This window comes from Actinocorallia aurantiaca, assembly GCF_039533685.1.
In the GTDB taxonomy this organism is placed as follows: Bacteria; Actinomycetota; Actinomycetes; order Streptosporangiales; family Streptosporangiaceae; genus Actinocorallia; species Actinocorallia aurantiaca.
In genome coordinates this window covers 77900-82879 of record NZ_BAAATZ010000016.1, presented here as the reverse complement: position 1 = coordinate 82879, position 4980 = coordinate 77900, and the positions used below count along the sequence as shown (strand labels likewise).

Here is a 4980-nt window from a genome sequence, read left to right as displayed (position 1 = left end):
ATAGCGATCCGGTTGGGCGTGCGCGAGTGGGCGTCGCTATTGCAGAACGCCTGAATTCGCTTCCCATATTTGGATTGATAGAGGAGAAGATTCTCGCAGATTTGGATATTCTTGGGAACGCTGTCGATGAAGAAGAGCTCGTATCGCTGATAGCAGAACTCAGCGGCTCCCGGTTTGAAGAAGCCCAAGGATGGGCTGTCAGGATAATCAGTGATGCTATTGAATACATCACGATGGATATCTCTGGCTGGGAGGATCTTGAGTGGGCAAGTGCACTCATAGACCAGCTTTCTGAAATTGATGACCCTATCATTCACGAGGGAGCCATAGAAGCCCAATCCAATCTCGATGAACGGATGCAGAGCGAGGCGGAGGAGATTCTTGAGGCGTGGCTCGACCTTGATTATTTGAGATCTAAAAATCAAGTCGAAATGATACGGCAGATCGTTTACTATACTTCCATGCTCTCCAATGCTGATGAGCTGATTCCTTCATATGAAGCGGCCGTCCGAAAGCTGGCACGCCTAGAGGAGGTTGAAGATTATCAATCGAATCTGGAGCAGGTTCAAGTAATTGACGAAAGCACCTCGATTCATGGCATTCTCGGCTCCTTGCGCGAAGAGCAACGGTAAGCCGGTCGGGCGGGCCGGGACCGGACGGGACAGGCCGCAGCCCGGACCGGCCGAACCGGCGCGGGCCGCGGAGCGGGCCGCCTTGAACCCGTAAGGAAAGTTCTCATCGAGGGTGGCTGGGGCCTCTGTCGTGTCCCGGGAGATGCTTGACGCTCCTGTCTCGCCTGATGCTTGACGGGTGCTTGACGGGTGCTTGTTCGGCTTGGCTGCTGCGTGTTCGTTAGGAGGGTCGGTTGGACTTCGTCGAGATCTGGATCGATGGCCCGATCGAAGTCGACCGGGACGACATCGAGGATGCTCTTAACGAGGCGCTCGCGGGAGCGGGTGAGGTTTCTGGTGCGGGGAGTGGCACGGGAGGCTCGAATTTGGACGTTGATGTCTTCGAGGGGGCAGACAGATCGAACGTCTTGAATCGGGTGTTCGAAGTGCTCAACGCTCTCGGGGTTGGTGACTCTGCCAGGGTGCGTCCAGGAGACGGTGATGTCTGGATCCGACCCAGCGGCTGGACGTGACCTGGGCTCTTTCGTTTCTGCTGGTCACAGCGGTGTAGCTCGCGTGATGCTGAGGGCCTGGTCCCAAGACATGGTTGACGGTGCTCTGGGGCCTCGGGTGCTGTTGAGTTCAGGTTGGGCTTTGCAGACCGGGGTCTGCGGCTGGGTGGTAGAACGCTCGGTTATGGGTGCTGAGCAACTTCGAGTGGTAGGGGAACGGCTTCGGCGGCTTCGGGTGGAAGCTGGGCTGTCGGGGGCTGAGGTGGCTCGGAGGGCTGGGGTGCCTCAGCCGACGGTGTCTCGGGTGGAGATGGGGCATCGGGTGACGAATGCCGGGGTCGTCGTTCGGCTTGTCGAAGCGCTGGGGCTGGCGGAGACAGAGTCTCGGCGGCTGGTCGAGCTTGTCCGGCAGGCTTATGAGGAGGCGGCACCTCGGCTGCGGCGGGCGGATGCAGGGGTGTCGTTTCGTGCGGGGGCGGCTGTTGAGCTGGGGGCGGCTGCTCGGGAGGTGCGAGGGTTCGGGGCCTTGACGGTTCCGGCGGAGTTGCGGACGGCTGAGTATGCGGAGGCTGCTCGGCTAGAGGTACGTGCGCTCAGGCCGGCTGCCGGGGGTGAGGGGCGTCGGGTTGAGTTCGTGCTTTCTGAGGCTGCGTTGCGGACCTGGCCGGGGTCGGGTGGGTGCATGGTGGGACAGCTTGAGCACCTGTTGCGGCTCGGGGTCGGCGCGGAAGTGTCGTTGGGGGTTCTTCCGCTGAACGCGGGCCGCGGGGTGGGGCCCTCGCATGGGTTCACGGTGTTCGACGAGGCGGCCGTGTCGGTGGAGACGTTCACGCGGGAGCTGACCCTGTCGGCGGCTGATGAGGTACGGGCCTACCTGGACGTGTATGAGGGGATTCGAGGTGTCGCAGTGTTCGGGGAAGAGGCTCGGGAGCTGATGGAGAGGGCCCGGCGGGATGTTGAGGGAACCCTCCGCTCTATTCAGTAAAGCGTATTGAATAGATCTCTGTAGCTGACGTACGCTGCGCATCCGAGGGTGTTTAGCACCCTAGACGGATGGGCGGTGGTGGCGGTGGCTCGGTGGTGTCGCATCTTCGACGGGTCCTTGGATCAGCTGGCGGAGGCTCGTCGGTTCGTCCGGCTTGTGGCCGACGGGCATGAGATGACGTTCATGGCTGAGCTCGTGGTCTGCGAGCTGGCGACGAACGCGGTTTTGCACACTGACAGCGGGGAGGTCAGTGGGCGGTTCGTGGTGGAGGCGGAGTTCGGGCCGGAGTCGGTGAACGTGGCCGTCGATGACATGGGGGCGGCCCAGGAACCGGCGGCCGTCGTGGAGACTCCTGAGGATGCCGTCAGTGGGCGTGGTCTGTGGATGGTCGAGCTTCTGTCGCTGAAGTGGGGTTTCGAGCCCACGCGGGTGGGGCGACGGGCCTGGGAGGTGCTGCCCGCCTCTCTCGATGACGCACATGCCTGAGCGGGTGCGCTGCTGGTGAGCGGGCCTCGGATGCCTCGGCGGCGGCGTCGGATCCAGGCGGTGTCGTCCACAACCGATGAACCCTTATGTCTGATTATGTCTAGGGGTCTAGACTCGCTGGCAGGAGGCGGGAGGGGCGTTATGCCGGGCGAGTTCGAGCGAATCTCTCAGATCGGTGACCCGTTTGAGTTGCTGCGGGCGACGACTGAGCGCCTGGCGGAGGCTCAGCAGGAGGTCACGGAGTTGGCGCGGTTGCGGCGGCGGCTGATTCAGGATCTTCATGCGCAGGGGATGTCGTATGCGCAGATCGCGGTGGAAGCGGGGTTGAGCCGGGGGCGGATTCACCAGATCCGGCACACCGGGCCGGCGCCTGAGGGGGCGTTCCTCGGAATCGGCGGGGTGATGGTGGTGACGCCGTTGCGGCCGGACCCGGCGAGTGACTGTACGTATGTGGCGCTGGATGACCTGAACACCGGCAAGCGGCTGGAAGACCTGGCGCGGACGTTCGACCTCAAGGTCGACTACGACCACGTGTCAGTGGCCGGGCAGATTGATCTGAACCGCGGCGGGCTGCTGGTGATCTGCGGTCCTCAGATGTCTGAGGCGATGCGGCAGGCCTACGAGAAAGATCCGGTCATCACCTGGGAACGTGACGAGGTGGGGTGGCTGCTGCGGGACACCTGCACAGGTGAGGGCTACCGGTCGGGTCAGGAGTCCGACCCCCAGCGGCCCTACGACCTCGGGTATCTCGGGCGGCTGCCTCGTCCGGATGGGCAAGGAACGTTGCTGGCGATCGCGGGGATTCATCCCGAAGGGTCGCTGGGGGTCGTGCACCGGCTGGCCACCGACATCGGAACCCTGTGGGGCCAAGTCGGTAATGAGCCGTTCTCGGTGGTGGTCGGCACCGAATACGACCCGGTCACTCATGAACCGGTGCGTACCGAGCTGCTGACGCCGCTCTACAAGCACGACCAGCCGTAGGGGTTCGGCGTGCGAGTCGTGGTCGGCACCGAGCCGGGCAAGCAGGGTCGGGAGAACGAAGACTTCGCAGCCGTGCTGCCCGGCGCGGTGGTCGCCATCGACGGGGCCAGCGCGCCGGCGGGACTGGAGTCGGGGTGCTCGCACTCGGTCGCCTGGTACGCGCGCACCCTCGGCGGCCTCTTGGCCGGGGCCGTCACCGACCGATCATTGACGCTGGCCGAAGCGTTGGAAGACAGCATCGAGCGCGTCGTCCTGGCCCACACCGACACGTGTGACATCGGCAATCCGCATTCGCCTTCGGCGACCGTCGCCGTCGTCAGAGCAGCCGGTGACAGGCTTGAGTACTTGGTGCTGGCGGACTCGACTGTTCTCCTCGGGCGGGCCTCCGGGGAGCCGCTGGCGGTCACTGACGACCGGCTTGAGCTGCTGCGGCAGCAGATCGACCGGCATGAGGAGACTCCGCCGATCGGTAGCGATGCGCACGCCTTCGCTGCTGTCACGGGTGGAGAAGTTCGCCGCCTACCGCAACCATCCAGGCGGGTTCTGGGTTGCCAGCACCAAACCGGCCGCTGCCCGAGAAGTGCTCACCGGAACCGTGCCTCTGGAGGAAGTGGCCTCGGTGTCGGTGATGACGGACGGGGCTACTCGCCTGGTCGACCTGTTCGGCCTGCGCACCTAAGCCGGGGCGCTGCACGTCCTCGACACCGAAGGGCCAGCGGGTCTGATCCGGCGGACCCGTGAGGCAGAAGTGGCCGATCCAGACGGGAAGCGTTGGCCTCGGGGCAAAGCGTGCGATGACGCGACCGCGGTTCACTGGGTGCTTCGGGGTTGAACCTCCCGATTCGACGCTGCCGAGATCCGCATCACCGGCTCGGCAGCGTCATCGCGGGGAGCGCATCGAAGGCACCACCAAGAGCGGCAGATCCCGAACCGTCAGCCTCGACGAGGAGACCCTCAAGATCCTTCGAGCTCACCGCACGAAGCAGAACGCCGAAAAACTAGAACTCGGTGAAGCCTGGCGCGGCGGCTCGGAAGGCCACATGTTTTCCACAGCCTGGGGAGAACCGATCCACCCGGACACGGCCTCCTCGCTGGTTCCCCGGCTGATCCAGCGCCACAACGAACCAAAGGAAGGCGTCCACCCCGACCCGTTCCCGCACGCAAGGCTCCATGACCTGCGCCACGTCCACGCCACGATCCTTCTCCTGGCCGGCGTCCCCGTGCACGTAGTAGCCGCCAGACTCGGCCACGCAGACCCGTCCATCACGCTGAGCGTCTACGCCCACGTAGTCAGCGAGCAGCTCGCAGAAGCCGCGGACGTCTTCGCAAGAGAGATCGAGAAAGCCGGTTGAACCACGGCTGTTAGCAGACCCGTTAGCAAAAGGCCCTTCGCGATCATTCGCAA

Annotated in this window: 7 protein-coding genes and 1 pseudogene; all 8 read left to right on the top strand. The window is 64.0% G+C overall.

Features of this window, described 5'->3' with window-relative positions; all coding sequences use genetic code 11:
• Positions 1–632 (top strand): hypothetical protein (locus ABD327_RS20790; RefSeq protein WP_344452209.1); only part of this gene is annotated, 632 nt, incomplete at its 5' end.
• Between the two features lie 233 nt (positions 633–865).
• The gene (locus tag ABD327_RS20785) at positions 866–1144 is read left to right on the top strand and encodes a hypothetical protein (protein ID WP_344452208.1); all 279 of its coding nucleotides are present in this window, start codon (positions 866–868) and stop codon (positions 1142–1144) included.
• 163 nt (positions 1145–1307) lie between these two features.
• Positions 1308–2108: a Scr1 family TA system antitoxin-like transcriptional regulator gene (locus ABD327_RS20780; protein ID WP_344452207.1), complete on the top strand. Its 801-nt coding sequence runs from the start codon at positions 1308–1310 to the stop codon at positions 2106–2108.
• A gap of 48 nt (positions 2109–2156) precedes the next feature.
• Complete coding sequence (locus ABD327_RS20775) at positions 2157–2594, top strand: ATP-binding protein (RefSeq protein ID WP_344452206.1); 438 nt, start codon at positions 2157–2159, stop codon at positions 2592–2594.
• A 141-nt stretch (positions 2595–2735) separates the two neighbouring features.
• Positions 2736–3575 (top strand): sigma-70 RNA polymerase sigma factor region 4 domain-containing protein, encoded by an 840-nt coding sequence (locus ABD327_RS20770; protein WP_344452205.1) that lies wholly within the window; start codon positions 2736–2738, stop codon positions 3573–3575.
• A gap of 9 nt (positions 3576–3584) precedes the next feature.
• Positions 3585–3929, top strand: a pseudogene (locus ABD327_RS20765) (integrase); the annotation flags it as partial.
• A gap of 148 nt (positions 3930–4077) precedes the next feature.
• A complete protein-coding gene (locus ABD327_RS20760; RefSeq protein WP_344452242.1) occupies positions 4078–4254 on the top strand; it encodes a hypothetical protein in 177 nt (58 codons plus the stop codon).
• 58 nt (positions 4255–4312) lie between these two features.
• Positions 4313–4927 (top strand): tyrosine-type recombinase/integrase, encoded by a 615-nt coding sequence (locus ABD327_RS20755; protein ID WP_344452204.1) that lies wholly within the window; start codon positions 4313–4315, stop codon positions 4925–4927.
• Positions 4928–4980: the final 53 nt, after the last annotated feature.